At 73.4% G+C, this 25,847-nt stretch carries 19 protein-coding genes; 11 read left to right on the top strand and 8 right to left on the bottom strand.

Going from position 1 to position 25,847, the window contains the following annotated elements:
• Window positions 1-21: 21 nt before the first annotated feature.
• The 5 genes from VF202_06090 to VF202_06070 form a co-directional block, all read right to left on the bottom strand.
• Window positions 22-1,038 carry a type I phosphomannose isomerase catalytic subunit gene (locus VF202_06090; GenBank protein ID HEX7039663.1) on the bottom strand — a complete coding sequence of 339 codons (1,017 nt, stop codon included), beginning with the start codon at window positions 1,036-1,038 and terminating at the stop codon, window positions 22-24.
• 9 nt (window positions 1,039-1,047) lie between these two features.
• Window positions 1,048-1,947, bottom strand: coding sequence for an ABC transporter permease (locus VF202_06085; protein HEX7039662.1), 900 nt, complete (start codon window positions 1,945-1,947; stop codon window positions 1,048-1,050).
• On the bottom strand, window positions 1,944-2,999 hold the full coding sequence (locus VF202_06080) for an ABC transporter permease (protein HEX7039661.1): 1,056 nt from the start codon (window positions 2,997-2,999) through the stop codon (window positions 1,944-1,946). Before VF202_06080 ends, VF202_06085 begins: the two co-directional genes overlap by 4 nt.
• A 77-nt stretch (window positions 3,000-3,076) precedes the next feature.
• Window positions 3,077-4,645 carry an ABC transporter substrate-binding protein gene (locus VF202_06075; GenBank protein HEX7039660.1) on the bottom strand — a complete coding sequence of 523 codons (1,569 nt, stop codon included), beginning with the start codon at window positions 4,643-4,645 and terminating at the stop codon, window positions 3,077-3,079.
• A 94-nt stretch (window positions 4,646-4,739) separates the two neighbouring features.
• The gene (locus tag VF202_06070) at window positions 4,740-5,456 is read right to left on the bottom strand and encodes an ABC transporter ATP-binding protein (protein ID HEX7039659.1); all 717 of its coding nucleotides are present in this window, start codon (window positions 5,454-5,456) and stop codon (window positions 4,740-4,742) included.
• A gap of 68 nt (window positions 5,457-5,524) precedes the next feature.
• Here VF202_06070 and VF202_06065 point away from each other — a divergent pair, with 68 nt between their 5' ends.
• The gene (locus VF202_06065; protein ID HEX7039658.1) at window positions 5,525-6,229 is read left to right on the top strand and encodes a Crp/Fnr family transcriptional regulator; all 705 of its coding nucleotides are present in this window, start codon (window positions 5,525-5,527) and stop codon (window positions 6,227-6,229) included.
• Window positions 6,230-6,287: 58 nt separating this feature from the next.
• Here the strand turns inward: VF202_06065 and VF202_06060 are convergent, their stop codons facing one another.
• Both VF202_06060 and VF202_06055 read right to left on the bottom strand, forming a co-directional pair.
• Complete coding sequence (locus tag VF202_06060) at window positions 6,288-6,917, bottom strand: GNAT family protein (protein HEX7039657.1); 630 nt, start codon at window positions 6,915-6,917, stop codon at window positions 6,288-6,290.
• Window positions 6,914-7,477, bottom strand: a complete 564-nt coding sequence (locus VF202_06055; protein HEX7039656.1) for a histidine phosphatase family protein — start codon at window positions 7,475-7,477, stop codon at window positions 6,914-6,916. Before VF202_06055 ends, VF202_06060 begins: the two co-directional genes overlap by 4 nt.
• Before the next feature lie 260 nt (window positions 7,478-7,737).
• Between VF202_06055 and VF202_06050 the strand changes: the two genes are divergently transcribed.
• From VF202_06050 to VF202_06035, 4 genes are all read left to right on the top strand, one after another.
• Window positions 7,738-8,670, top strand: a complete 933-nt coding sequence (locus tag VF202_06050; GenBank protein HEX7039655.1) for a proline dehydrogenase family protein — start codon at window positions 7,738-7,740, stop codon at window positions 8,668-8,670.
• A gap of 106 nt (window positions 8,671-8,776) precedes the next feature.
• Window positions 8,777-10,333: an L-glutamate gamma-semialdehyde dehydrogenase gene (pruA, locus tag VF202_06045; GenBank protein HEX7039654.1), complete on the top strand. Its 1,557-nt coding sequence runs from the start codon at window positions 8,777-8,779 to the stop codon at window positions 10,331-10,333.
• 143 nt (window positions 10,334-10,476) lie between these two features.
• Window positions 10,477-11,472, top strand: coding sequence for a universal stress protein (locus VF202_06040; GenBank protein HEX7039653.1), 996 nt, complete (start codon window positions 10,477-10,479; stop codon window positions 11,470-11,472).
• A gap of 7 nt (window positions 11,473-11,479) precedes the next feature.
• A complete protein-coding gene (locus tag VF202_06035; GenBank protein ID HEX7039652.1) occupies window positions 11,480-19,897 on the top strand; it encodes a glucoamylase family protein in 8,418 nt (2,805 codons plus the stop codon).
• On the opposite strand, the gene VF202_06030 is transcribed toward VF202_06035, so the two are convergent.
• Window positions 19,873-20,577, bottom strand: a complete 705-nt coding sequence (locus VF202_06030) for a hemolysin III family protein (GenBank protein HEX7039651.1) — start codon at window positions 20,575-20,577, stop codon at window positions 19,873-19,875. The two genes, VF202_06035 and VF202_06030, sit on opposite strands and share 25 nt — an antisense overlap.
• 21 nt (window positions 20,578-20,598) lie before the next feature.
• On the opposite strand from VF202_06030, the gene VF202_06025 reads away from it, so the two are divergent.
• The 6 genes from VF202_06025 to VF202_06000 form a co-directional block, all read left to right on the top strand.
• A complete protein-coding gene (locus VF202_06025; GenBank protein HEX7039650.1) occupies window positions 20,599-21,642 on the top strand; it encodes a PQQ-binding-like beta-propeller repeat protein in 1,044 nt (347 codons plus the stop codon).
• 1,900 nt (window positions 21,643-23,542) lie between these two features.
• Window positions 23,543-23,902, top strand: coding sequence for a hypothetical protein (locus VF202_06020; GenBank protein HEX7039649.1), 360 nt, complete (start codon window positions 23,543-23,545; stop codon window positions 23,900-23,902).
• Window positions 23,892-24,158: a hypothetical protein gene (locus tag VF202_06015; GenBank protein HEX7039648.1), complete on the top strand. Its 267-nt coding sequence runs from the start codon at window positions 23,892-23,894 to the stop codon at window positions 24,156-24,158. The genes VF202_06020 and VF202_06015 overlap by 11 nt, the downstream gene beginning before the upstream one ends.
• A 129-nt stretch (window positions 24,159-24,287) precedes the next feature.
• Window positions 24,288-24,557: a helix-turn-helix domain-containing protein gene (locus VF202_06010; GenBank protein ID HEX7039647.1), complete on the top strand. Its 270-nt coding sequence runs from the start codon at window positions 24,288-24,290 to the stop codon at window positions 24,555-24,557.
• A gap of 17 nt (window positions 24,558-24,574) precedes the next feature.
• Window positions 24,575-25,321, top strand: a complete 747-nt coding sequence (locus VF202_06005) for a hypothetical protein (protein ID HEX7039646.1) — start codon at window positions 24,575-24,577, stop codon at window positions 25,319-25,321.
• A 277-nt stretch (window positions 25,322-25,598) separates the two neighbouring features.
• On the top strand, window positions 25,599-25,847 hold a 249-nt coding region (locus tag VF202_06000; GenBank protein ID HEX7039645.1), incomplete at its 3' end, for a hypothetical protein.

Below are 25,847 nucleotides of genomic sequence, written 5' to 3'. Positions count from 1 at the left end.
CGTCGCGCCGGCGGGAGCGCCTCACGCGACGGCCGCGCGCAGCACCTCGCCGTCCCCCGAGAGCTCGTAGGACCCCAGCGCCGCCGGCAGTAGCGCCGTGCCGCCGGTCGCCAGGCGGAGCACCTCGCCGCCCGCCGCCAGCGTCGCCGTCCCGGAGACCGCCGTGAGCACCTGGCAGCTCGCGGGGCTCGTCGCGCCCGCCGCGTCCGCGCCGGGGCGCAGCAGCACGGCGTCGAGGACGAACTCCGGCCTCTCGACCAGCCGCCGCCAGCGGCCCGGTGACGCCGCGGGCGGCCGCGGCAGCGACGGCGGCGCCGCCGCCATGTCGGCCACGGCCAGGGCGTGGTCGAGGTGGAGCTCGCGCGGCTCGCCGGAGGCGTCCACGCGCCCGTAGTCGAAGAGGCGGTAGGTGAGGTCGCTCGACTGCTGGACCTCGTAGAGGAGCAGGCCGGCCCCCACGGCGTGGACCGTGCCGGCCGGGTTCACCACCACGTCGCCCTTGCGCACCGGCACGCGGCGCAGCAGGCGCGTCAGCGTGCCGTCCTCCGCCGCGGCGCGCACCTCGTCCGGCGTCACGTCGCGCGCGAAGCCGCGCAGCACCGCCGCGCCGGGGGCGGACCGCAGGACGTACCAGGCCTCGGTCTTGCCCAGGTGGCCGGACGCCGCCTCGTGCTCCAGCGCGTACGCGTCGTCCGGGTGCACCTGGACCGAGAGGTCGGCGGACGCGTCGAGGAGCTTCACCAGCAGCGACAGCCGCCGGCCGTAGCGCGCCACCGGCACGGTCCCCAGCAGGTCGGCGCCGTGCTTGGCGGCGAGCTCCGCGACCGTCGCCCCGGCCAGGGGCCCGCTCGCCACGACACTGGGCCCGTCGGCCAGCCACGCCTCGCCCACGGGGTCAGCACCCGGCTCGTCGGCCGGGTCGCCGCTCCCCAGCAGGTCCGGCAGGGCTCCCCCGCCCCAGACGCGGCGCACGAAGCGCGGCCGCAGCGGCAGCGGTCGACGGAGGACCGGCGTGACGGGGTCGCCAGGCGGCGTCATCGGCAAGGCTCAGGCGTCGCGGAGGCGCGGGTCGAGCACGTCCCTGATCGCGTCGCCCAGCAGGTTGAAGCCCACCACGGAGAGGAAGATCGCGATGCCGGGGAATATCGACATCCACGGCGCCCGCACGAACTGCGTGAAGCCGTCGCGGATCATCAGGCCCCACTCCGGCTCTGGAGGCTGGGCGCCCAGGCCCAGGAACCCCAGGGCGGCCACGTCGAGGATCGCGGTGCCTATCGAGAGCGTGAGCTGCACGATCAGCGGCGAGAGGCTGTTGGGCAGCACGTGCTTGAGGACGACGCCCAGCGGGTTGGTGCCCAGCGCCTTGGCCGCCTGCACGTACTCCGTCTCGCGCACCGACAGCACGACCGAGCGCACGATGCGCGTGTAGATGGGCACCTGCGTCACGGCGATGGCGATGAGGGCGTTCGTGAGGTTCGGGCCCAGCGTCGCCACGATCACGATCGCCAGCAGGACGCCAGGGAACGCCAGCACGATGTCCATGAGCCAGACGATGAACGTGTCGAGCCAGCCGCCCACGTAGCCGGCGGTGAGGCCCAGCAGGGTGCCGGTGACGGCGGCGAAGGCCACGGCCAGCAGCCCGACGCGGAGGCTGATCCGGCCGCCGTGCCAGACGCGCGTGAACAGGTCTCGCCCCAGCTCGTCGGCGCCGAACCAGTGCTCGGCGCTGGGCGGGTCGAGGCGCGCGCGCAGGTCGCGGTCGCTCGAGGGGTCGTAGGGGCGCAGCACCGGCGCGAGCAGCGAGACGGCCACGAAGAAGCCCACGATGAAGAGGCCCACGAGGCCGGTGGGGTGCTTGAAGAAGCGGCGGAACGCGTCGGTGGCCAGCGAGCGGCCCCTGACGCTGGGCGCCACGGCGACCGCGGGGGTGGCGGGGACGTCGCTCACGCGTACTGGATCCTGGGGTCGATGAGGGCGTAGGTCATGTCCACGAGCAGGTTCACGATCGCGAACATCACCGCCACGAACAGCACCCCGCCCTGGATCACCGGGTAGTCGCGGGCGGCGATCGCGTCGTAGACCCAGCGGCCGATGCCCGGCCAGCTGAACACCGTCTCGGTCAGCAGCGCCCCGGAGAGCAGCGAGCCGAACGACAGCCCGATGACCGTCACCACGGGCAGCAGGGCGTTGCGCAGCGCGTGCACGCGCACCACCCGGCGCTCGCTGAGGCCCTTCGAGCGGGCGGTGCGCACGTAGTCCTGGCCCAGCACGTCGAGCATCGCCGACCGGGTCATGCGCACGACGATGGCCAGCGGGATCGAGCCCAGCGCCAGCGCCGGCATGACCAGGTGCCTGGCGGCGTCGAGGGCCGCCCTCCCCTGGCCGCGCAGCAGCGCGTCGATGACGTAGATGCCCGTGACCGGCTCGAGCGACAGGCCCACCGAGAGGCGGCCGGACGGCGGCAGCCAGCCGAGGGTCACCGAGAAGACGTAGATCATGATGATGGCCAGCCAGAACACGGGGAACGACACGCCCGAGAGCGCGAGCAGCATCATCGCCGTGTCGGCGAGCGTGCCGCGGCGCGTGGCCGCGAACACGCCCGCGGGCACCCCAATGGCCACGGCGAAGACCATGGCCGCCAGCGTCAGCTCGAAGGTGGCCGCGAAGCGGTGGCGCAGGCTCTCGGTGATGGGGATGAGCGTGTAGATGGAGCGGCCGAGGTCGAACCTCAGCAGCCCCGCCATGAAAGAGAAGTACTGGCTGTCGAAGAAGTCGCGCCAGTCGCCAGTCTCCTGCGCCTTCTGGAGGTTGACGAACAGGGGGCGGTCGAGCCCCAGGTCGGTGCGCAGGCGCTGCACGAGGTTGGGCGCCGCGCGCTGGCCCAGCATGGCCGTCGCCGGGTCGCCGGGGATGACGCGCGTGAGGAAGAAGATGAGCAGGGTCACGCCGATGAGCACGGGCACGAGGCCCAGCACGCGGCGCAGCAGGTAGGCCGTCAAGTACGCCTTCTCCCGTGAGGGCGGACGGCGGCCGGGCGCCCCAGGAAGGGGCTGCCCGGCCGCGCTTGGCTAGTGACTTACTCGGCCTTCGAGACGGAGTGCAGGCTCACCGACGAGTAGCCGAGCGGGCTGGCGATCCAGCCGTCGATGTTCGCGCGCACGGCGTTCAGCGTGCGGTTGTGCGCGAACGGGATCGAGGGGACGGCCTCGGCGACGGCGTTGCCGACCTCGGAGTAGAGGGCGGCGCGCACGTCGGGGTCGGCGACCTGGCGGGCCTGCTGGAGCATGTCGCGGACCTCCGCGTCGTCCCAGCCCAGGTCGTTCGGGGCCGTGGGCCCGAAGAACGTCATGAGGAAGTTGTCGGGGTCGGCGTAGTCGGCGTTCCAGCCCAGCATGTACATGGGGAACTTGCCGGTCTGGTAGTCGGCGAGGTACGTCGTCCAGTCCTCGGTCTGCAGGTTGGCCTCGATGCCCACCTCGGCCAGGTAGCTGGCGATGGTCTCGGCGATCGGCTGCGGCGCCGGGTAGTAGGGCCGGCTCACCGGCATGTACCAGAAGTCGACCGAGAACCCGTCGGGGTATCCGGCCTCGGCCAGGAGCTCGCGGGCGCGCTCGGGGTCGTAGTCGTACGGCCACGGCTCGGGCTGACCGAACATCGTCGAGGGGATGAAGCCCTGCGCCGGCACGCCGAGACCGCCGTAGAACGCCTCGATGATCGCGTCGCGGTCGATGGCGTGGGCGATCGCCTGGCGGACGAGCGGGTTGTCGAGGGGCTCGGTCGCCTGGTGCATGGCGATGTAGCCGACGTTCAGCTCGGTCTCGGGGATCACGGCCTTGAGGTTCGGGTCGTTCTCGATCGTCGCCAGGTCGTCGGCCGACAGCAGCACGGCGATGTCGATGGTGCCTGCCTGCAGCTCGGCGAGGCGAGCCGTCGGCTCGGGGATGCCGCGGAACACGACCTGCTCGACCTGGGCAGGGCCGCCCCAGTAGTCGTCGTTGCGCTCGAGGACGATGCGCTCGCCCTCGACCCACTCGACGAACTTGAAGGGCCCGGTGCCGACCGCGCCCACGGAGGGCGTGCCGTAGGCCACGCCGTTCTCCATGATCGCCGTCGGGCTGCTGAACTGGAAGTAGATGGCCGCGAACAGCGCGGGCAGGAACGGCGCCGGCTTGGTCAGCGTGATCTGGACCTCGTGGTCGTTGACGACGCTGACCTCCTGGATCAGGTTGCCCTCGCCGATAGGACCGCCGAAGACCCAGCCCCAGGGCACGAAGGTCTTGCCCTGGTCACGGCCGCTGTACGGGTGGTTCGGGTCGTTCCAGCGGTCGATGTTGAACTTCACCGCCTCGGCGTCGAACGGGGTGCCGTCGTGGAACGTCACGCCCTCGCGGAGCACGAAGTTCCACACCGTGGCGTCCTCGTTCGCGCTCCACTCGGTGGCGAGGCCGGGCACCAGGTCGGTGCCGCCGGGCTCGAAGTCGACGAGGCGCTCGGTGATCTGCGAGCTGACCACGAGCGAGTTGCCGTCCTGCGAGTCGACGGCGTCGAGCGACGACGGGAACCCGCTCGTCCCGTAGACGAGGGTCTGAGCGCTCGCCAGGCCTAGGAACGCCAGGGCCAGGAGAGCCGTCACTAGCTTCTTCATGACACCTCCAAGATCTGCTTGCTCGCCTCGAAGGGGCGAGGCCCGACTCTTGCGGTACGCGTGGAGATTATCACAGTGTGCCTGCGGCGCCACTTCACGGTGCGTTCAGCGGCGGCGCCAGGGCGGCGTCCCCCACGAGCACGCCGTCGGTCAGGCGGTAGACCGACACCCGCACCCCGGGCCGGCGCGCCTCGCCCAGCAGCGTCTCGTCGTGCGTCACCAGGGTCACGGCCTTGCCGCGCTCGGCCGCCAGGTCGCGCAGCAGCCCGAACACCTCGAGCGCGCGCGGACGGTCGAGCGAGCCCGTCGGCTCGTCGGCGATGAGGCAGGGCGGGTCGAGCGCCAGCGCGCGCGCGACGGCGACGCGCTGACGCTCGCCCCCCGAGAGGTGCGACGGCAGGTGCCCGGCGCGGTGCGCTACCCCGACCGCCTCGAGTAGCTCGCGGCCGCGCCGCTCGTCGACGTCGCCGACGATGCGCATGGGCAGCAGCACGTTCTCCAGCGCCGTGAGGTCCTCGAGCAGGTAGTGCTGCTGGAACACCAGCCCGACGTTCCCGGCGCGCCGCGCCGCCAGCGCGGAGCGGTCGAGGCTGCTCAGCGGCGTCTCCCCCCACCAGACCTCCCCGGCGTCGGGCCTGTCGAGGCCGGCGAGGACGTGGAGCAGGGTGCTCTTGCCCGAGCCGCTCGGCCCCAGGATCACGGCCAGCTCGCCGGCGCGGACCGTGAGGTCCACGCCGCGCAGGACCTCCACGTCTCCGGCGGGGGTGCGGAAGCGGCGGCGCACTCCTTCACACGCCAGCACGCTCGCCACGCTGGTACTATACGTTCTGGACCGCGAAAGCACGGGAGTGGCGCGGCGCGCGGCCGGTTGGAGGTCAGATGGCAGCCGAGACCGTCGGCGAGATCAAGGAGCAACTGGCCAGGGTCCCGCTCTTCCACGGCGTGCCGGAGCGCGCTCTCGAGATCGCGGCCTCCGCGGTGCGCAAGCGGGTGTTCGAGCCCGGCGCGACGATCTTCCAGGAGGGCGACAAGGGCGAGGCCCTCTACATCATGGCGAAGGGCCTCGTGAAGCTGTCGAAGGTGGACCTGGGCGGCCACGAGAAGACCCTCGCCATCCTCCAGCCGCCGGAGTTCTTCGGCGAGATGGCGCTGCTCGGCCAGACCACGCGCAGCGCCACGGTCACGACCCTGAACGAGGTCCACTGCTACCTGCTCTTCAACGACGACTTCCGGCGCCTCATCTCCGACTACCCGGCGATGAACCTCAACCTCACGAGCACGCTGGCCGCCAGGCTGCGCGGCATGGACGACGAGTCGCAGGTGCTCTCCTACCAGGACGCGCAGGGGCGCGTCGCCTACGTGCTGCTGCGCCTCTACCGCGGCGGGGTCGTCGACCTCGCCGAGGACCGCGCGCTCGTGCGCCTCACGCACCAGGAGCTGGCGAACCTGGCCGGCACGTCGCGCGAGACCGTCACGCGTGCCCTCAAGGCGCTGGAGTCCGAGGGCGTGATCGAGACGCGGCCCAAGGAGGTCTTCATCACCGACCCCGAGGGCCTCGAAGAGATCCTGCACGGCATCCGCTGACGTCCCGGGCTCGCCGCGAGCCGCAGGAGGAACGGTCGGGCGCGGGCGGGACGTTCCCTCAGCCGGCGGGGCTCGGCGCGCCGCGCGCGAGGCGCTCCTCCAGCCGCTCGCGCAGGCGCAGCCGCACCGACGGCCAGGTCGTGTCGACGATCGAGAAGATCACGCTGTCCCGCACGTAGCCGTCCTTGGCCACCATGTGCCGGCGCAGGACGCCCTCGAACTCGGCGCCGAGCGCGAGGACCGCGCGCTGCGAGCGCAGGTTGCGGGCGTCGGTCTGGATCTGCACGCGGTTCACGCCCAGGCCCTCGAAGGCCAGCTCGAGGAGCAGCAGCTTGCACTCGGTGTTCACGGCGGTGCGGAACACGCCGGGGTGGTACCAGGTGTAACCGAGCTCGCAGCGTCGGTGCCTGGCGTCGTAGGCGCGCAGACGCGACGTGCCGATGACCGTGCCCGCGGCGTCCCTCACCGTCACCACGTGAGCCGTGCCCGCCGCGACCTCGGCCAGCGCCTCGCCGAAGTAGGCGTCGGCCTCCGCCTCGTCGCGCGGCGTGGAGGTGAGGTCGTACTCGTGCGGCGCCGCCTTCGCGATCGCGAGGAGCGCGGGCACGTCGTCGCGCCTCAGGGGCGTGAGGCGGACGACGCGCCCCTCGAGGTCGCCCTCGTAGGGCAGGGTCACCCGTGCCGTCACGGGTGAGACTCTACCGCCGGCGCCGTCTGCTCCTCGTCGAGGTCGAGGGTGTAGGGGACGATCTCGGCGTGCTCCACCTGCCTGTCGACCCCGATGATGCTGCTGATCACCACGCCGTGCGTCACGACGATCAGCGTGTTGAAGCGCTTGTAGCGGCGCAGCACGCCGAGCACGCGGCTGCGCACCTCCTCCAGGCTCTCCCACGGCGCGGGCTCGGGCAACGGCGCCGTGCCGGAGAGGGTCTTCTTCGCCTCGGCCAGCATGCGGTCGTCGTAGTCGGCCAGCGGGTCCTTCTGCGGCAGCCACTCGTGGAGGTCGTGCTCGACGTAGAGCGGCTTGTTGAGGGCACGCGACAGGCGCGCCCCCGACTCGAGCGCGCGCGTGAACGTGCTGCAGAGGATCGCCTCCGCCTCCTTGAGCCGGTAGTCGCGGGCGATCGTGTCGATCTGCAGGCGACCGAGCTGCGTGAGCGGCGCGAAGTCCTTGGCCCACCCCCTGGCCCCTCGCGACTCCACCAGCGCCCAGTCCGTCTCGCCGTGGCGCACGAAGAGCAGGTTCACTCGGGTCTCCTCCCACCGGGAAGACGGTGGCCCGCGACTACACGCATCGACTCACCTCGGAGGGCGCCCGCCGCGGTCACCCTGCTGTCCACGTGAGGAACCGGGACCCGGCCGCGCGTCATCAAGAAGCGTAGCGCCGCCGCTTCCCCGTGGGCTGTCGGAAGTCTTACTAAGGCCCGTGGGGCACGCGCGTCGCGCGTGTATGAGCCGACCCGGTCGCGGTCCGGGGGCGCGGGCCCCGCGGGTAAGATGAGCCCCGTATGCCGCAGCTCGACGACCTGTACCGGCGCGCGGTCCTCGCGACGGCCGACGCGCGGTGGGTGCGCGGCTTCGTGGAGCGGCACGGCTGGAGGCTGGGCGTGGGCCGCTTCGTCGCCGGGCCCGACCTGGAGTCGGCGCTGCCGAAGCTCAAGGCCATAGAGGCCAGCGGCAAGGGCGTGATCATCGACGTGCTCGGCGAGTTCGTGGCCTCGGAGGCCGCGGCGCGCGAGTCGGCGGCCCGCATCGCCGCGGCGGTGGAGGGCGTGCACGAGGCCGGCGTGGAGCCGTACTTCAGCGTCAAGCCCAGCCAGCTCGGCCTGGGCGTCTCCCCCGCGCTGGCGCTGGAGCTGGCCCACGAGCTGGCGTGCGCGCTCGGACGCGTCGGCGGGACGATGTGCCTCGACATGGAGAGCTCCGCCTACGTCGACGGCACCCTCGACCTCTACCTCGCGCTGCGCCGCCGCGGCCACGACCACGTGGCCACCGTCCTGCAGAGCTACCTCCACCGCACGCCCGGCGACCTCGGACGCCTCCTCGAGCTGGCGCCGCGGCCGACGCTGCGCATCGTCAAAGGCGCCTACAGCGAGCCGGAGGACGTGGCGCTACGGTCGAAGCGGGACGTCGACGAGGCGTTCATGGGCCTGGTGGCTCGCGGCCTCGCCGCGGGGGCGCACGTGGACATCGCGACCCACGACGAGCGCCTGCTCGACCGGGCCCTGGCGCACGTCGACGCCGCGGGCCTGAGCGCCGACGCGTACGGCGTCCAGATGCTCTACGGCGTGCGGCCGCACCTGCAGGACCGCCTCGCCGCGGCCGGCCGGCCGCTGCGCCTCTACGTGCCCTTCGGCGACGACTGGTACGGCTACTACAGCCGTCGCCTGGCCGAGCGCCCGGCGAACCTGGGCTTCGTGCTGCGGGGCCTGTTCGGCTGACCGGCGCCGCGGGGGCCGGGCCGGCCCCGCACCCGCGGCCACGACCACGAGAACCGCGCGACCGCGCGCCGCAGGCGCGGGCGGGACGCGCCGACGGGAGAGCGACATGGAACCGTTCGAACCCTACCGCAACGAGCCCTTCCTGGACTTCTCGGACCCCGACGTCCTCGCGAGCTTCCGCCTGACCCTCGACGACGTCAGGGACCGGCTCGGGCGCGACTACCCGCTCGTGATCGGCGGCGAGCCCGTCCACACCGCGGAGCGCCTCGACTCGCTCGACCCCTGCTTCCCCGACCGCGTCGTGGGCCGGGCGTCGCTGGGCAAGGCGGAGCACGTCGAGGCGGCCTTCGCCGCGGCGTACGAGGCCTACGAGGGCTGGTCGCGGCTGACGATGCTCGAGCGCGCCCGCTACCTCGTGAAGCTCGCGGCGATCATGCGCCGGCGCCACGCCGAGCTGGCGGCGTGGGAGGTGTTCGAGGCCGCGAAGAACTACGTCGAGGCCAGCGCCGACGTCGCCGAGGCCATCGACTTCTGCGAGTACTACGCGCGCGAGGCCCTGCGCCTGGAAGCACCGCTCCGCACGCACCACTACCCGGGCGAGGAGAACACGAGCTTCTACCAGCCCATGGGCGTGGGCGTGGTCATACCGCCGTGGAACTTCCTGCTGGCGATCCTGGTGGGCACGACCGTCGCGCCCGTCGTGGTGGGGAACGCCGTGATCCTCAAGCCGTCGCCCAGCACGCCCGTCATCGCCGCGAAGTTCATGGAGATGGTCGCGGAGGCCGGCTTCCCGCCGGGGGTGATCAACCTGCTCACCGGCGCCGACGCCGACCTCGGCGACGCGCTCGTCGACCACCCGCGCACCCGCTTCGTGAACTTCACGGGCTCCGTGGCGACCGGCCTGCGCATCAACGAGCGCGCCGCCAGGCTGCAGCCGGGGCAGCGCTGGGTCAAGCGCGTGTTCCTCGAGATGGGCGGCAAGGACGCGCTCGTCGTGGACGAGACCGCGGACCTCGACCTGGCGGTGAGCGCGGCCGTGACCAGCGGCTTCGGCTTCCAGGGGCAGAAGTGCTCGGCGATGAGCCGCCTGATCGTCGTGAAGGACGTCTACGACGAGGTGCTGGAGCGCTTCGTCGCCGCAGTCGAGGCGCTGCGCGTCGGCCCCGCCGAGGAGAACCACGACGTCGCCGCCGTCATCAACCAGCGCCAGTACGACAAGGTCCTCGGCTACCTCGAGACCGGCAAGGGCGAGGCACGCCTGGCTACGGGCGGCGGCAGGGCGGCCGACGCGGGTCCCGGCTACTACGTGCAGCCCACGGTCTTCGCCGACGTGCCGCCCGGCGCGAGGATCGCCTGCGAGGAGATCTTCGGTCCGGTCGTCGCGGTCCTCGAGGCCCCCGACTTCGACGCCGCCCTGAGGTACGCGAACTCCACGACCTACGCGCTCACGGGCGGTCTGATCAGCCGCGACCGCGCCCGCATCGAGCGCGCCAGGCGCGAGTTCCGCGTCGGCAACCTCTACGTCAACCGCAAGATCACCGGCGCCCTGGTGGGCGTGCAGCCGTTCGGCGGCTTCGACCTCTCCGGCACGAACTCGAAGGCCGGCGGACCCGACTACCTGCGGCTGTTCACCGAGGTGAAGACCGTCACCGAGCGCTTCTGACGCGCCGGCGTACGTAGCCCGCGGCGGGGGTGGGGACGCCGGCGCCCTGTATCCTGGACTACGAACGCTGACGGAGTCTCCGTGCGGACCCGTCAACGGGTTACCGCGGGGTCTCCGCCCTCTCGTCAACGAAAACCCGCACCATCGTCAGGCTCGGGGCCTGGCGAGGGAGGAGGTGGCGTCCCACGTTCCAGCGTCTGCTCGTCCCTCTGGACACGTCGCAGCGTGCCGAGGCCGCCCTCGACCACGTCAGGGCGCTCGCGCGCGTCGCGCCGGTAAAGGTCACGCTGCTCCACGTCCTGGAGCCCACGGCCGCCGCCGGCTGGGACCCGCTCGGCTACGAGTTCGAGCGGGGCCGGGCCACGGCGTACCTCGAGGAGGTGGCCGGCCGCCTGGCCAACGACGTCCCCGACGTCGAGGTGGCGGTCGTCGACGGCCAGGCGGCCGACGCCATCGCGCGCTGGGCCGTCGAGCACAACCACGACCTCGTCGTCCTCAGCGCCCGCGGGCACGGGGGCGGGGACGGGACGGGGCTCGGCTCCGTGGCGCACAAGCTGTTCTCGCTGCCCAGCGTCTCCGTCCTGCTGGCGCGGACCGACGCCCCGCCGCCCGCCGACGACGCCGGGCGGCGCGGCTACCGCCGCATCGTGGCGCCGCTCGACGGCTCGCAGCGCGCCGAGTACGCGGTCGCCGCCGCCGGCGAGATCGCCAAGGCGCACGACGCCGAGCTGCTCCTCTGCCACGTGATCACGCCGCTCGGCCTGCTCAACGGCACGCTGCGCTCGCCGGAGGCGCGGCGCCACCTCGAGAGGCTGATGCAGACGAACCAGGCCGAGGCAGAGGCGTACCTCACCGCCCTGGCGGGCCGGCTGGCCACCGACGGCGTGAGGGCGCGCGGCCTCGTCCACGGGCACCACGGCGCGCCGGAGCACCTGCACGAGGCCGTCTCGCGCGAGGAGCCCGACCTCGTGGTGGCCTGCGCCCACGGCGCCTCGGGCACGGGCAGCCTGCCGTTCGGCAGGACCGTGCAGACGCTGGCGCGCTTCGGGTCGGCCCCGCTGCTCGTCGTCCAGGACCTGGAGGCCGGCGCGGTGGCGGCCGCCGTGGCGGCGGCCGCGGAGCAGCGCCCGGGCCACTGAGCGCGCCATGACGCTGCCGACGGGCGCGGGGCGCTCTGGCTGGGAGGCCGCGCTGCTCGCGCCGGTGGGGTCGCCGCGCGGGCGCGCGGAGGCGCCGCGACTGCGTCCGCCGCGGGTGCCGCGCGACCTCGTCAAGGAGCTGGCGGCGCGCGAGGAGCAGGGCCCGCCCAGCGTGGGGCGCGAGTGGCTGCTCGACAACTGGCCCACGGTCCAGCGGGCCCTCAGGCACGTCCGCACCGGGCTCACGCCGGCGGACCTGGGGCCGCTGCCGCGCTACGTCGAGGGCCCGCTGGCCGGGCGCTACCGCGCGGCGGCGATGGCGGAGGCGGCGCTCGACCTCGCCGGCGGCGAGTTCTCGCCCGAGGAGCTCCGCCTCGTCGTGCACCGCGTGGCCGCCGCCGACGGCCTGACACAGGCCGAGCTCTGGTCGCTGCCGAACTTCCTCCGGCTCGTCTCGCTCAAGCGCCTCGAGGCGACCCTGGCCGCGCTCCTCGACCCCACCCCCACCGCCGAGGCGAACGCGTCCGTGGCCGCCGCCGTCAGGAGCCTCGTGGCGCTGGAGCGCTGGAACTGGCTCCGGTTCGTCGAGGAGCTCTCGCCCGTCGAGGCCGTGCTGCGCGAGGACCCGGCCGGAGTCTACCGGCGCATGGACTTCGCGTCGCGCGACCACTACCGCCACGCCGTCGCCCGCCTCGCCGCCGCCGGCGGCGTGCCGGAGCACGAGGTCGCCCGGCGCGCCGTCGAGGCGGCACGTTCCGCCGGCCCGGACGCGCCGTCGGAGGCGAGGCACGTGGGGTACTACCTCGTCGACGCCGGGACCGCGGAGCTGGCCGAGGTCCTGGGCCTCGGGCGCGACCACCGGCTGGTGCGGGAGCTCCGCCTGCCCTCCCACAGGGCGTGGCTCTACGCGCCGTCGGTGGCGCTGCTCTCCGTGGCCCTCGGCGTGCCCGTCGTGGCGGCCGCCGGCGCCGTCTCGCCGTGGCTGGCCGCGCTGGCGGCGCTGCTCGTCGTGGCGCCGGCGGTGACGAGCGCCACGGCCCTGGTCCACTGGGTCGTGGCCCGCGCCGTGCCGCCCCGGTTCCTCCCGCGCTTCGACCCCGAGCGCGGCGTGCCGGAGGGGGCCGAGACCCTGCTCGTGGTGCCCGCGATCGTCGCCGGCGAGGACGACGTCGACGCCCTCGCGGCGCGCCTGGAGCTGCACCACGCCGCCGACCCCGACCCGCGCATCTGGTACGCGCTGCTGACGGACTTCGCCGACGCCGACGCCGAGACGACGCCGGGCGACGACGAGCTGCTGGCCTACCTCAGGCGGCGCGTCGCCGACCTCGACGCCAGGCTGACCGGCGGCCAGGAGCGGCGCTTCTTCGTGCTGCACCGCCGGCGCCTCTACAACCACGGCGAGGGCAAGTGGATCGGCTGGGAGCGCAAGCGCGGCAAGGTCGAGGAGCTCGTGCGTCTCCTGACCACGGGCGAGCGCGGCACCTACCTCGACGACCCGCTGGGTCCCGAGCTGCGGGGGCGCCTGGCCTTCGTGCTGACCCTCGACGCCGACACGACCCTGCCGCCCGGGGAGGCGACGCGTTTGATCGCCTGTCTCGCCCACCCCCTGAACAGGCCGTACGTCGCCGCCGACGGGCGGAGCCTCAGGCGGGGCTACACGTTCGCCCAGCCGCGGCTCGACGAGCACCCCGAGTCGGAGCGCGCCACCTACCTGCGCCTGCTCATGTCGGGCGGGGCGCCCATCGACCTCTACCACCACCGCGTCTCGAACGCGTTCATGGACCTCTTCGGCCGCGGCCTGTTCCAGGGCAAGGCGCTCTTCGACGTGAGGGCGTTCGCCGCGACGGTCCTCGGCCGGGCGCCGGAGAACGCGCTCCTGAGCCACGACCTGCTCGAGGGCATGCTCGGCGGCGTGGCGCACGTGGGCGACTGCCAGGTCCTCGAGCGCGAGCCGCGCCACCACATCGCCGAGACCGTCAGGCTCGACCGCTGGACGCGGGGCGACTGGCAGGTGCTGCCCTTCCTGCTGCGCCCCGGCCGGCTCGGACTGGCCAGCGCGTCGCGCGTGGCCAGGTGGCAGGCCACGCTGCCGCTCGTCGCCAGCCTCGCCAGGCCGGCCGAGGTGGCGCTGCTGGCCCTCGGCTGGCTGGCCGGCGTGCCGACGGCGACCTCGTGGACGCTGTTCGTGCTGGCGTTCGAGGCGGTGCCCGAGCTGCCGGAGCTCCTCGACAGGCTGCTGCACCTGCGCTACCCGGGCGCCGCCAGGGCGGGCTCCACGGCGGTGCTGCGCTACCTCGGACGCCTGGCGTGGCGCACCACGACGCTGGCGCACGACGCCTGGGTGCGCGTGCGCGCGATCGTCACGACGCTCTACCGGCTCGCCGTCACGCGCCGCCACCTCCTGCAGTGGACGACGGCCGCGGGCGCCGAGCGGGCGCTGGGCAGCCTCACGCTCGCGGCGGCGTGGCGGCGCATGGCCGTCTCACCGCTCCTCGCCCTGGCGCTGGCGGTGGCCCTGCCGGCGCTCTCACCCGGCGCCGTGGCCGGCGCCGCGTGGGTGCTGGCGCTGTGGACGGTCGCGCCGTGGCTGGCCGCCGTCACCGGGCGGAGCGTCCCCGAGCAGGCCTACGTGCCCAGCCGGCGGCAGCGCGCCAGGCTGCGGCGCCTGGCCCGTCAGACGTGGCACTTCTTCGAGCGCTTCGTCGGGCCGGAGGACAACTGGCTGCCGCCCGACCACTTCCAGGAGGAGCCGCTGGCGACGGTGGCGCACCGCACCTCCCCGACGAACGTCGGCCTCTACCTCACGTCGTGCGTCACGGCCTACGACCTCGGCTACCTCGGCCTCGTGGGGCTCACGGCGCGCCTGGCGCGCGCGTTCGAGACGCTGGGCCGCCTCGAGCGCGTCAGGGGCCACTTCCTGAACTGGTACGACACGAGGACCCTGAGGCCGCTGCGGCCCCGCTACGTCTCGGCGGTCGACAGCGGCAACCTCCTGGCCGCGCTGCTGACGCTGCGGCAGGCGCTGCTCGAGCTGCCCGGCAAGCGGGCGTGGCGGCGCGAGCGCTGGGAGGGCCTCCTCGACAGCCTGGGCGTGGCCGGCGACGTGGTGGGCGCGGTCGACCCAGGGGGGCGCACGGTGGAGCTGCTCGCCGCCCTGCGCTCCGAGGTCGCCGCGGCCCTCGACGACGAGCACCGCTGGCCGGAGCTGCTCGGGACCATGCGGAGGCGCCTCGCCGAGGTGGACGAGAGCGTGCTGCCGCTGCTGCGGGGCACCCGCCGCTTCAGGGCCGACGAGCTCGCGGCCCTCGCCGAGTGGCGCCGCCGCGTGGTCGCCGACGCCGAGGCCATCGACCGCGACGTCGCCCTCCTGCTGCCGTGGCACCGCGCCCTCGCCGAGGCGCCCACGGCGCTGCGACGGGCGCAGGAGGCGACCGAGGTCGGCCGGACGAGGGACGCGCTCTCCTCGCTCCCGGTGAGCGTGCCGCTGGCGGAGCTGCCGGCCGTGTACGGACGCGTCAGGGAGCTCCTGACCGAGCTGCGCTCCGCCGCGGCCACGGGCCTGGGCGGTCTCGGACAGCACGGCGTCGTCGAGTGGTGCGACCGCCTGCGCCGCGCCGTCGACGCCGCCGAGGACCTGCTGCGCACGACCCTCGAGACCACAGCCCACCTGGCCACGCTGTGCGAGGGCTTCGTGGCGGAGACCGAGCTCGACTTCCTCTTCGACGACTGGCGGCGCGTCTTCCGGCTGGGCTACCGGCCAGACGAGGACGACCTCGACGAGCCCGCCTACGACATGCTCGCCTCGGAGTCCCGCCTGCTGAGCCTCGTCGCCATCGCGCTCGGCCGGGTGCCGACGGACCACTGGGTGCACCTGTCGCGCCCCTTCGGCGGCGTGGGCGGCCGCCGCGCCCTGCTGTCGTGGAGCGGCACCGCCTTCGAGTACCTGATGCCGCCTCTGCTCACGCGCATGCCGCGCTGGACCCTGCTCCACGACGCCTGCGTCAACGCCGTCAACGCCCAGCGCGCGCACGCCCGCGCCAGGGGCACGCCGTGGGGCGTGTCCGAGTCGGCGTTCGCCCTGGTGGGCGCCGACGGCGAGTACCAGTACAGGGCGTTCGGCGTCGAGGACCTCGCCCTGCGACGCGACGTCCGCGACCACGTGATCGCCCCCTACGCGTCCGTGCTCGCCCTGCCCGTGGCGCCCCAGGCCGTGCTGGAGAACCTCGACGCGCTCGAGGCGCACGGTGCCCGCGGCATCTACGGGCTCTACGACGCCGTCGACTTCACGCCCGCCCGCCTGCCGCTCGGCAAGCCCGCCGTGGTCGTCCGCACCTACATGGCGCACCACCAGGCCATGGTCCTCAACGCGCTGGGCAACGCCGTGGCGGGCGCCGACCTGCCGTCGCGCTTCCACGCCGACGCCAGGGTCGCGGCCGTGGCGCCGGTGCTCTACGAGCGCACGCCGCTGGCCGGACCGCTGGAGAGGCCGGAGCACGCCCGCGCCGGGGAGCTGCCGCCTGGCGGGCGCCCCGTCCGCGTGGAGCCGTGGCACGTCGTGCCGCGCGGGCGCATGCCGCTAGCGTTCCCGCTCGGCAACGGACGCTACCAGCTCCTGCTCGACGACCGCGGCGGCGGCAAGGCCCAGTGGCGCGGCGTGGCCCTGTCGCGCTGGCGGCCCGACCCCGTGCTGCCCGCAGGCGGCCAGTGGCTCTACCTCACCGACCTCGACGCCGGGACGACCAGGCCGCTGCTCGCGCCCGGCGCCGCCGCGGCGGCGGGCTTCGAGGTCGAGGTGCTGCCCCACGTCATCAGGTACCGGGTCAGGGGCGACGGGCTGCTCGTGACGGTGGACGCCGCCGTGGACCCCGACCACGACGTCGAGCTGTGGCGCGTCGAGGTGGGCGAGCTGGAGGGCCGCCCGCGTCGCCTGGCGCTGACCCGAGCGGCGGAGCCGGTGCTGGCGCCGGACGGCGAGGACCGTCGCCACCCGGCGTTCGTCAAGCTCTTCGTCGAGGCGAGCGAGCCCGCGCCGGGCGTGGTGGAGCTGAGGCGCCGCCGGCGCTCGCCGCGCGACGCCGAGGTCGTGTGGCGCCACGCCGTCGTCGCGCCCGTGGGCCGGGAGCCGGCCGTGAGCATCGAGACGGACAGGGAGCGCTTCCTCGGGCGTTGGGGCGACTACCGGCTGCCCGCCGCCTTGCGCGGACCCTCTCCCCTCGGCGGGGTCGTGACCAACCCGCTCGACCCCGTCGTCGCCCTGCGCGCCGGGCTCACAGTCAGGGCCCACGGCACCTCGAGGCTCGCCTTCGTGGCCGCCGCGGGTCGCTCGCGCGCCGACACCGAGGCCGCGATGGCCTACGTGGGCACGCTCGCCGCCGTGGACCGCGCGCTGGAGCGCGCCGCCGAGCGCGCCGGCCTCGAGCTGGAGCGCCTGGGCCTCGACTCGGCGCGCTGGCGCACGGCGCAGCGGCTGATCTCGTCCCTCGTCTACCAGCGTCCGGTGCGGCGCGACCGCGGCGAACCGCCCCGCTCCGGCGTGGGCGGCCTGTGGCGCTTCGGGCTGTCCGGCGACCTGCCCGTGGTGCTGCTGCCGCTGGGCGAGGTGCACGTCGAGGAGACCGTCGACCTGGCGCTCGCGGCGCAGTCCTACGCGCGCGGACGCGGCCTGGCCTTCGACCTCGTGCTGCTCAACGACCACGACGACGCCTACGACCAGCCGCTCGCGGAGCGCATCAGGCGCCTGGTGAGCGCCCGCCACGTGGAGGGCTGGCTCGATCGCGACGGCGGCGTACACGTGGTGCGCGGCCGGACGCTCACGGATGCGGAGCGCGCGACGCTGCACGCGGCCGCGCGGGTCGTGCTCGAGCCCGGCAGGCCGGTAGACGAGCAGCTCGCCGAGCTGGCGGACGTGCCGGCGCCGCTGCCGCGTCTGCGTCCGGTGCGGACGCCGAGCCCGCCGCTGCCCGCCGACGAGGGGGCGCGTCGCGGGCGGCTCGAACCCGGTCGCCTCGCCTTCTACAACGGTCACGGCGGCTTCGAGCCGGGCGGGACCGCGTACACGGTCCGCGTGACGCCGCGCCAGCCCACGCCGGCCCCGTGGGTGAACGTGCTGGCGAACGAGCGGTTCGGGACGCTGGTCAGCGAGTCGGGCGCGTCGACGACCTGGTGCCTCAACAGCGGCGAGAACCGCCTGACGCCGTGGGCGAACGACCCCCTCGTGGACCCCAGCGGCGAGGCGCTCTACCTGCGCGACGAGGAGACGGCGGCGGTGTGGAGCCCCACCCCGCTGCCGTGCCCGCCCTCGCCCGACGCCGAGTACGCGGTCACCCACGAGGCCGCCGCCACCACGTTCCGGCACGCCAGCCACGGACTCGACCAGGCAATGTCGGTCCACGTGCCGCCCGACGCCACCGTCAAGGTCGTGGAGCTGAGGCTGCGCGACACCACGGGCAGGCCCCGGCGCGTGACGGCCACGTACGCCGTCGACTGGGTCCTCGGCGTCGACCGGGTCGGCTCCGCGCCGTACCTCAGGTGTCGCCTCGACACCGCCTCCAACGCCGTGCTGGTCGCGAACCCGTTCCACCTCGAGCACCCGGGGCGGGTCGCGTTCCTCGCCAGCGACCGCGCGGTCCACGGCGTGACGGCCGACCGCCACGAGTTCTACGGCGGCGGGGGCCGCCGCCGGCCGGCGGCCCTCACGCGCATCGGGCTCAGCGGGCGCGTCGAGGGCGTGGCGGCCCCCATGACGGCCCTGCAGGTGCACCTCGACGTCCCGCCGCACGGCGAGGCCGTGGCGGTGTTCGCGCTCGGCCAGGGCGACGACGACGCGCAGGCCCGCGACCTGGCGCGCCGCTACGCGCGCCGCGAGGCCGGCCTGGTCGAGGCGCGCGAGCGCTGGGACGAGCTCCTCGGCCAGCTCCAGGTCAGCACGCCCGACCCGGCCCTCGACCTCCTCGTGAACCGCTGGCTGCTGCACCAGGTCGTCGCCTGCCGGCTCTGGGGTCGCACGGCGACGTACCAGTCGAGCGGGGCGATCGGCTTCCGCGACCAGCTACAGGACTCGCTGGCGCTGCTGCACACGGCCCCGCACCTCACGCGCGCGCAGCTCCTGCTCGCCGCGTCGCGCCAGTTCCCCGAGGGCGACGTGCTGCACTGGTGGCACCCGCCCGGGGCGCGGGGCGTGCGCACCAAGATCACCGACGACCTCGTCTGGCTGCCCTACGTCACCGCGCTCTACGTGGAGGCGACGGGCGACGAGGGCGTGCTAGACGAGGAGGCGCCCTTCCTCGAGGGCGCGCCGCTGGCCGACGACGAGCACGAGCGCTACGCCGAGTACGCCCCCGGCCGCCTCTCGGCCACGCTCCTCGAGCACGGCCTGCGGGCCCTCGACCGCGCCTCCCGCACGGGCCCGCGCGGCCTGCCGCTCATAGGCACCGGCGACTGGAACGACGGCTTCGACCGCGTGGGGGCGGGCGGACGCGGCGAGAGCGTGTGGCTGGCGTGGTTCCTCGTCGCCGCCCTGCGCCGCTTCGCGCCGCTGTGCCGCCTGCGGGACCTCCACGCGCGCGCCGACGAGCTGGAGGCCCGCGCCGACGCGTTCGTCACGGCCATCGAGGAGCGCGCCTGGGACTGGGACCGCTACATCAGGGCCTTCTACGACGACGGCTCGCCGCTCGGCGCCAGGGGCCAGCCGGAGTGCGAGATCGACGTGATCGCGCAGGCCTGGTCGGTGCTGTCGGGCGCCGCCGAGCCCGCCCGCGCGCGGCTGAGCATGGCCACCGCCGACGAGAGGCTCGTCGACGACGAGCACGCGCTCGTCAGGCTCTTCACCCCGCCGTTCACGGGGCGGGGCGCCGACCCGGGCTACATCGCCGCCTACCCGCCCGGCATCAGGGAGAACGGCGGCCAGTACACCCACGGGGCCGTGTGGGCGGCCTGGGCGTTCGCGGAGCTGGGCGACGCCGACCGCGCCCACGACCTCTTCCGCTACCTCTCGCCCATGCGCCGCGCCGTCACGCGCGAGGACTGCGCGCTCTACCGCGTGGAGCCGTACGTGGTCGCCGCCGACATCGGCGGTCACCCGCCGCACGTCGGCCGCGGCGGCTGGACCTGGTACACGGGCTCGGCCGCCTGGCTGTGGCGCTTCGCCGTCGAGGGGCTGCTGGGCGTGCGGAGGCGCGCCGACAAGCTGCTGATCAGGCCCCTGATGCCGCGCTCCTGGCCGGGCTTCACGCTGCGGTACCGCTACGGCTCGAGCGTCTACGAGGTGGAGGTGCGTGCGGCGGACGACGCCGTCCATACCACGGTGACCGTCGACGGGCGCGAGGCCGAGCGCGGCGAGGTGCCGCTCGTCGACGACGGTCGGGTGCACAGGGTCGAGGTGGCGCTGGCGCGCGCCGCGGCTCAGGCCGCCAGCGCGACGCGGTAGACCATCACGGCGTGGCAGGCCCAGCCGACGAGCACCAGCACGTGCCACAGCTCGTGGAAGCCGAAGCCGGGCCGCAGGTTCGGGCGCTTGAGGCCGTAGATCACGGCGCCGACCGTGTAGGCCAGGCCGCCCGCGGCCATCCAGGCCACGCTCGCCGGGCCCAGCGCCCGCGCCACCGGCACGATCGCGCCGACGACGAGCCAGCCCATCAGCAGGTAGAGAGCCGTGGAGAGCCACCGCGGCGCGTGGATCCACAGGAGCTTGAACACCAGCCCGCAGGCGGCGATCGTCCACACGATGGCCAGCACGGTCCAGGCCAGGCGCGGGCTCTCGGGGCGCAGCGCCTGCACCAAGATGGGCGTGTAGGTCCCGGCGATGAGCGTGAAGATCGCGGCGTGGTCGAAGCGCCGCAGCCACAGCTCGCGGGCCGGCGCGACCCACAGGGAGTGGAGCAGCGAGCTGGCCACGAAGGCCAGCACCGAGGTGAGGCCGAAGACCAGCGAGGCGGCGCCGTCGAGCCGGTCGCCGCGGGTCAGGAGCACCAGCGGCACAGTCGCCGCCAGCGCCACGGCCGCGCCGGCGATGTGGGTGAGGCCGTTCACCGGCTCCCTGATGCCGGTGCGAGCCCGGCTCGGGCCGCGCCTCCCCGGCACCTGTCCGCCCGCGACGCCGTCTGCCACGACCGAGTGTACGCTGGACCCGTGACGAGGCCAGTGGGGACGCTGGGGCGCCCGCTCGCCGCGCTCGTCGGCGGGCTGGTCCTGGCGTGCGCCGCGGCCGGGGAGGGGCCAGCAGTGAACGAGCCGCCGACGCACCTCCTCGTCGTCGACAAGTCGGCCGGGCAGCTCGTGGGCATCGACCTCGCCTCCGGCGAGGCGGCGTGGCGCGTCGACGTCGGGGCCGGACCGCACGAGGTGCTGGCCGTGCCGGCGAGCTCCTCCCCCACCGGCTCGCCGCTCGCGCTCGTCAGCCTCTACGGCAGGCGCGGCTCCCCGGGCACCGGCGTGGCCGTCATCGACCTCGAGTCGCGCGAGGTCGTCCGCACGGTGTCGACGCGACCCCAGACCATGCCGCACGGCCTCGCCCTCGTGCCCGGCACGAGCACCGTCCTCGTCACCGTGGAGGCCGACGACGCCGTGCTCGCCTTCGACCTAGCCGACGACTCCCAGCGCACCGTCTACCCCACCGGCCGGCGCCAGCCGCACATGGTCGTCGCCGCCGCCGACGGGTCGGCGGCCTTCGCCGCGAACATCGCCGGAGGCGCCGTCGCCCGGCTCGACCTGCGCGGAGGCGCCGTGACGTCCGCGGAGGTGGGCGCCGGCGCGGAGGGCATCGCGCTCGCCCCCGGCGGCTCCGAGCTGTGGGTCGGCAGCAACGACGAGGACGAGGTGCACGTGCTCAGCCCCGACGACCTCGCGCCCCTCGACGTGCTGCCGACCTGCGCCGTGCCGATCCGCGTCACGCCCGTGGGCGACGACCTGATGGCCGTCACCTGCTACCGCGACGACCAGGTGCTGCTCTTCGACGCCGCCTCCCACGAGAGGCGGGGCAGCGTGTCGCTGCCGCGCGGCTCGCTCCCGGTGGGGACGATCGCGACGCCGGACGGCGCGCGCCTCTTCGTGGCAGCCACCGCCGGCGGCGACGTCTTCGAGGTCGACGTGGCCTCGCTGTCGGTGATGAGGACCTTGCCGGCCGGCAGGGAGCCGGACGGCTTGGCGCTGGTCAGGCTCGGGGGCGACAGGTAGGGGCTCTCCGCCCACGCGCCGATGCCGCAGCCGAAGCGCGGGCGCGGAGCCATCGCGTGCTTTCGCGGTCAGGTCTTGGGGTCAGCGGCGTCCATGGACGCCCGCGCGAGCAGAACCCCGTCCGGGAGTCGCGTCTCGGACGGGGTTCCTGTTGGAGCCAACGGTCGGATTCGAACCGACGACCTGCCGATTACGAATCGCTGGAAGGACCTTTGCACCGTTTCGCACCACATCTCAAGATTACGTTCACGACGGCGCCTACTGCCTACACAGCCGGCGCCTGCCAAGCCTTGCGGCGACTCTTGGCATGGCGCAAGGGGGTCCACTAGGGGGTCCAGACCGGGTAGCCGAGGGCCGGCCTCGGCCGATGCACATTGCCCCTGGCGGAGCATTACACGCCGGTGTGTGCAAAATGTTGCACAACGGCTAAGGGTAACTACTACAACTGTAGTAACTCGCCGCCGAGCCCCTATAACAGTTGTTATACTCCGCGGGTACTGCATCGAACTCTGGTAGAATTGCCGGTAGGAGCGTAGGGCGACACAGGTCCCGAGCGCCCACTTGGGAGGCGAAAGAAGAAGCCCCGGCGACAACCGGGGCAACGGCCTCCCCAAAGGGAGTGATAAGCGCGGTGTCAAAAGCATACCAGAATCGCCTCCCCCATTGGCTGCGACCTGCGAGCGACTACACGGCGGCGCATGACGCTGTGCTTGATGCGCTGGTCAGAGTGCCACTGCCCGCACGCGAGGTCCTTTGGGCGTTGTGGCGTCTCGCCTACCGGATGGACCGGCCGGGCAACCGGCAACTGGTACGGCTAGACAGCCGCCAACGGGCGCTCATCGCTATTAGCCGGCGGGACCTGGCCGTGCGTGCCGGCGTAAGCGAGGCGAGCGTGCCTCGGGCCGTCGCATGGCTGAGCGCCCGGGGCTTACTTGCGAAGCTTGACCACACCAGTCCCGGGCCGTCCGTCTACGTACTTGGCCCTGAGAACAAGACTCAGCTCGTCAAGCTAACAGGCATGGACGGCACAGCGCCGGTGGCGGCCGCGGGGCCGGCCGAGGGCGATGATCTCTCTACAGGGCCTGAGTTGCTGGAAGCCGATGACCTGGCTACCACTGCTGAGTCAGTGGAGGCCACCGAGGCGCTGTATCCGTGGGATACGGACCCTCACGGCCTGTATCCGCCAGATACAGGGGACCGTATCTGCGGGATACAGCATGAATCGCCGGAAGCCCGCCCAGGACGGGACGAACCGGGCCCGCCCATAAGAGCAAGAGATGCAGTCAGGGGGGAAGGTAGTCAGAGAACCAGGTACTCAGTCACTAATGCTGTATCCGCCAGATACAACCCGCAGTTGGGCTGGCCGGCCGCTCCCGACTGGCCGATGACCCGTGCTGACGGCCAAGGCGACGCTGAGGACAAGCGATCCGCGGAAGCGAGCCAGCCATGCTGACTGCAACTGCTACCCGCTACGTCTGCCCCGGCTGCGGCGCGGCCGTTCTATCAGCCGAGGCACCCACATGCGCCGAGTGTCGTGTGAGGTTCGAGCCTGACGGCAACACAGCCGCCGACTGGCCGCGAAACCCTTACGGCGTCCCCGTAGGCCTGCCTACCCTCTTGCCGCCGTCGTATGCCGCCGCCGCGCTGGCCTGGAGCGAGGGCATGCTTCGCGGGCGCATGGACCGGCGCGAGATCGCGTTCGTCCAACACCGCAGCCGGCGCCGCCGATACGTACTGACCTCCGAACTTGCGCGGCTGGAGGCTGAGGGCTGGCCCGTTGATTGGGAAGTCCTGGCCGACCTGGCGGCCGCATGACGGCGGCGTGGGAAAAAGTTGCACACGGCCGATGCACATGCAGTTTATGCAGAACGGGCACGGCGGAGCGGTGGAGACTGAGGGCATGAGCAACGCCGCCACGACCACCCGCACCATCCCTGAGCACTACCCGGCCAAGGCCCTGCGCCTACGGCGCGTGACAGGCGCGGACCAAGCCACGCCCGAAGCGCACGACCTCGCGCCGGTCGGCACCATGCTGGTCCTCTGCGACGAACTGGAGCCGCAGGCGGGCGACCTGGTGCTGATGCGCGACCCCGCCGCTGGAGACTTCCTGACCGTGCACGACCCCGGCCAGTCACACGCAGGTGCGACCCTCGCCCCTATCGTTCCTGGCCTGCCGGCACGCGTAGCGACCTCGCCGCGCCCGGTGGCCGTTGCTCTAGCCGTATGGCATCCCCGCCGGAGCGTCCCGCATGCCACGTGACGACGCCAACGGCGAGACAAGGCGTGACCCTATCGGTCGGCTGGCCATGGCGGCCGCCGCCGCGCTGGAGCTTGCTGCCCGCGCCGAGGCCGCGTACCAGCTAGGCGTGGCAAGCGAGGATCACGTGAAAGACGCCAAGCGCCGGTACCTAGAAGCCGCGCGGCGGCACCGCAACGCCGCGTTCCGAGTGAGCGTCGAACTGGAACGCGCTAGACTCCAGGCCGAGGCGGCACGCGCGGAGGGCGAAGATGCATAGCGCCGCGCATGCCGCATACCCCTTCATCGTCACTGATAAGTGGGATTATCAGGCGCCCACTTTCGCCCCTGCCCTACCGCCTGACGGGGCGTCTACGGCCGGCGGGCTACCCCCTTGGAGGCCGGCGCAGTGAGCGCTGGCGACCGCCCCTCCGAACCGCTCACGGTCCGCGAGGCCTCGGCCGCGCTAGGCATCCCTGAGCGCACACTGCGGCGGCACCTGGCGCGGGGAGCCATACGGGGCGTGAGGCTGTTCAGGCAGTCACCCTGGTCCATACCCGTCTCCGAGGTGGAACGTGTCGCCCGCCTGATGCTGATCGAGCCGGACTGGCAGGCGGCAACGCTGGCCAAAGTGGCCGACGTGGCCGACATGGCCAACGTCGAAGGCGCCGCCGCCTAGACCCCTACGGTGAAGGCATGACGACCGCGCCAACCTTCAATCCCCGCACGATCGGCGTCCTGCGCGAAAGCGCACTAGCCGACCTCCGAGCCATACGAAAGTCCGCGCCCAATGATCCCAAGCTGGAGCGACTGGAGGCGGCCGCTACGGGCTTCTACCAGGACCTCACCAAGCTAGACGCCGACCTGCACGACGTCCAGACGGACCCGCACCTGACCGCAGAGGGTAAGACCGCCCGCGCCGCCGAGGTCCTGGCCGCCTGGAGCGAAGCCAGCGCCGCGCAGGTAGCCGCTGCCGAGGCCGCCGCGCGTGACCTGGCCGGCGAAACTCGCCCTCCGGAAGTGCGCCCACCAGTGGACGACCCGGTGCTGCTGGAAGCGAAGCTGGCGAACGCCCGCAGTGACGCCCGCATGCTGCTAGACGGCGTGGCGCCGGCGCAGCTACCCCGCCGGATGCGCGAACTAGTCGAGCACGACGCCGACCCTATGGTGAGCTACCTACTGGTGGCGACCGAGTGGGGTACGAACTACATCCGCTCACGCGCCCAGCGCAGCGACAACGTGCGGGGTGGCGCGGCCGGCCAGAACGTCGCGCACGGGCCTCTGATCGAGTGGGCGCACGCCCGCGCCGACCTCATGCCGCGCCTGCTAGACGAGCGCGGCCGGCGCGAGTGGGACCGCCGCCAGCGGTACGCGGCCGCCGCCCGCATCCCTTACGTGCTGAGCGAGACTCGAGCCTTCACGCTCAGGAGCCGCAGGGCGTGACCCCCCGGGGTAGGCGGAGGAAGTGCCGTGAGCAACGCGAGAACGCCGCGTCTTAGGCGCCGTAAGGCGGGGGATATTGGCGCCCTACGTCGTGTCATGTGGGGCGCCCTCCTGGCCGCAGAGGAAGTCATGCGCGACCCGGAAGCGACCCCGGCGGACGTGCTGAGAGCCTGCAATGCCGTGGCGACCCTCGGCGGCGCCTACGCCCGCGTGCATGAGCAGGCCGAGCTACTGCCCCGCCTGGAAGCGCTAGAGGCGCAACTGAGAGCATCCGCGCATGTCTAGGCGCGTCCGCGCCCGCTTGGCCCGCCTGGAGGCCGGCCGGCCGCACGCCGGCGAGGCGCTAATCACGGCTACGGAGACGGCAGAGACGTTCCTCTCCCCCGCTCTACGCGCCCGCCGGGAGGAGCTTATAGGCCTGCTAGAGCAGGCGTCGCCTGAGTGGTTCCGAATCGAGAGCGCCGCCGGCCGCTTAGCGGAGCGGTACGCGGCCGGCATGGCCGCGTGGTCGCAGCGGATGGAAGCC

The organism is Trueperaceae bacterium (assembly GCA_036381035.1).
Classification (GTDB): Bacteria; Deinococcota; Deinococci; order Deinococcales; family Trueperaceae; genus DASRWD01.
The sequence above is the reverse complement of the archived record's forward strand: the minus strand, read 5'-3'. Positions and strand labels throughout refer to the sequence as shown.

Excerpts from the sequence above, each read along its gene's own strand:
- VF202_06020 (HEX7039649.1), top strand. The coding sequence starts at position 23,543 with ATGAGCAACGCCGCCACGACCACCCGCACCATCCCTGAGCACTACCCG.
- VF202_06035 (HEX7039652.1), top strand. The coding sequence starts at position 11,480 with ATGACGCTGCCGACGGGCGCGGGGCGCTCTGGCTGGGAGGCCGCGCTG.
- VF202_06065 (HEX7039658.1), top strand. The coding sequence starts at position 5,525 with ATGGCAGCCGAGACCGTCGGCGAGATCAAGGAGCAACTGGCCAGGGTC.
- VF202_06005 (HEX7039646.1), top strand. The coding sequence starts at position 24,575 with ATGACGACCGCGCCAACCTTCAATCCCCGCACGATCGGCGTCCTGCGC.
- VF202_06050 (HEX7039655.1), top strand. The coding sequence starts at position 7,738 with ATGCCGCAGCTCGACGACCTGTACCGGCGCGCGGTCCTCGCGACGGCC.
- VF202_06015 (HEX7039648.1), top strand. The coding sequence starts at position 23,892 with ATGCCACGTGACGACGCCAACGGCGAGACAAGGCGTGACCCTATCGGT.
- VF202_06075 (HEX7039660.1), bottom strand. The coding sequence starts at position 4,645 with ATGAAGAAGCTAGTGACGGCTCTCCTGGCCCTGGCGTTCCTAGGCCTG.
- pruA (HEX7039654.1), top strand. The coding sequence starts at position 8,777 with ATGGAACCGTTCGAACCCTACCGCAACGAGCCCTTCCTGGACTTCTCG.
- VF202_06090 (HEX7039663.1), bottom strand. The coding sequence starts at position 1,038 with ATGACGCCGCCTGGCGACCCCGTCACGCCGGTCCTCCGTCGACCGCTG.